Below are 1,656 nucleotides of genomic sequence, written 5' to 3' on the forward strand. Positions count from 1 at the left end.
CTTAGCTAATACCTTACCTCAAAAAGTGCTAGAGAAAGGAAAGGTACTCTGGATAGCTAGAAAACTAATAGCCTTGGCATGTAAAATTTTAGGGTCTGACTTTGTTTATAGAATAATGTTTTTGTTTGAGAAGAAAAAAATAGGTTATGACATAGCAATCTCTTATACAAACAATGCGAATAATAATTCTGTTTATTTTGGTTCAAACAAATATGTTCTTCAAAAAATACAGGCAGATAAAAAAATCAGTTGGCTTCACGTTGATTATGAAGCTATGAATTTAAGTAATACATACAATAATAAGGAATACGAGAAATTCGATAGGATAGTACATGTTTCTAAGGCAGTTGAAGAGTCTTTTTTGAAAATTAATCCGAGTTTAAAGTCTAAATCTAGTATAGTCTATAATTTTGTAAATGAAAAAAAGATGGACATCTTATCAAAAAGCTATAGTGTACAAAAAAAATCGCGTATTACTATAGTTTCTGTTGGGCGTTTAGAACCTAATAAATCCCCACTATCTTATGTGAAAGTAGCTAGAACATTATTGGAAAAAAATATTGATTTTGAATGGTGGATTTTAGGTGAAGGTATTCAAAGAAGTTTTATTGAGAAAGAAATTATTGCGAATAATTTACAAGGGAAAATGTTTCTATTAGGAGAAGTTGAAAATCCTTATCCGTATATTAAAGCGGCAGATTTGTTTGTTTCAGCTTCACACAGTGAAAGCTTTGGATTAGCTATTGTTGAAGCGCTATATCTAAATACACCAGTAATAGCTAGATATTATCCTGCTTTGAGCGAGATTTTGAAAGATGGGGTCAACGGGATAGTAGCATATGGAGATGATGATGTTTTGACATCAAAAGTACTTGAATTGTTATTAGATCAAGAACAATATCGAAATATTAAAAGAAACGCTGAAGTATTAATCGATTCTGAATTTATAAAGGAACAATTTGAGAAAGCAGTGACGCTTAAATAATATTAGTTAATTAAGAAGGTGAAATGGTGGTAATTTTAATTAGGAGTAATGATGCGAATCCTGACCCTAGACTGCAGAAGTATATAAATTATTTAGAAAGTATTAATCAAGAATATAAGGTATTGGCATGGGATAGAGCAGGTTCAGGAATTTCAAAAGAAAAGTATGTTTATTTTAATAAGTCCGCTAAATTTGGTTTAGGCATAAGAAATCTCCCTAAAAAATTAATGTGGTTCATATTTATTTTGAAGTACTTATTTAAAAATAGAAATGACTACCAGATTATTCATGCATGTGATTTAGATACAGCAATTCCAGCGTATATTATAAAAAAAATATTAGGGAAAAAAGTGATTTTTGATGTATTTGATTGGATGTCCAAAGAAGAGGGAAAAAGTATCATAGGACATATTATAAGAAAAGTAGAAAATAAAGTTTTTAAAAATACAGATTATGTTATTATTTGTGAAGACCAGAGAATTAATCAGGTAAAAGAGCATGCAAGAAGAGATTATTATGTACTACCTAATATACCTGATATAAACTTTTTGGAAGATATTGAAGTTAAAAACATTATTGCAAAACAATGTAGCGAATATAAATCGGTTATTAGCTACGTAGGCGTATTCGACCCGAATAGGGGATTAGAGGATCTACTAGAAATTACAGCT

2 protein-coding genes are annotated in these 1,656 nt (G+C 29.8%); both read left to right on the forward strand.

Going from position 1 to position 1,656, the window contains the following annotated elements; genetic code table 11:
* A partial coding sequence (locus AC06OU_RS02385) for a glycosyltransferase (RefSeq protein WP_475853712.1) occupies window positions 1–985 on the forward strand: 985 nt, incomplete at its 5' end.
* A 26-nt stretch (window positions 986–1,011) separates the two neighbouring features.
* Window positions 1,012–1,656 (forward strand): glycosyltransferase family protein (locus tag AC06OU_RS02390; protein ID WP_475853714.1); only part of this gene is annotated, 645 nt, incomplete at its 3' end.

The organism is Psychrobacillus sp. (assembly GCF_056205495.1).